Genomic DNA, 273 nt, shown 5'->3' on the forward strand with positions numbered 1-273 from the left:
GTCGTGGCGGGCATCAATGGCTCGCGTCTGCTGGATGACAGCTACAACGCCAACCCCGGTGCCATGCTGGCGGCGCTGGATCTGCTGGCGACACTGCCTGCGCCGCGCTGGTGCCTGATGGGCGCCATGGGCGAACTCGGAGCCGACGCCGAACGTCTGCATGCCGAGGTGGGCGACCACGCCCGCAAGCTGGGCATAGATTTCATTGCCACCTGCGGCGAGGGCGCTCAGGCGACTGCCGAGGCCTTCGGGGCCGGTGGCAAGCACTTTATC

General features: G+C 67.8%; 1 protein-coding gene. It reads left to right on the forward strand.

Annotated elements, in window-relative coordinates:
* Window positions 1–273 (forward strand): glutamate ligase domain-containing protein (locus R0J88_RS20200; protein ID WP_410900907.1); only part of this gene is annotated, 273 nt, incomplete at both ends.

Source organism: Pseudoalteromonas sp. SIMBA_162 (assembly GCF_046535955.1).
GTDB lineage: Bacteria > Pseudomonadota > Gammaproteobacteria > Enterobacterales > Alteromonadaceae > Pseudoalteromonas > Pseudoalteromonas marina.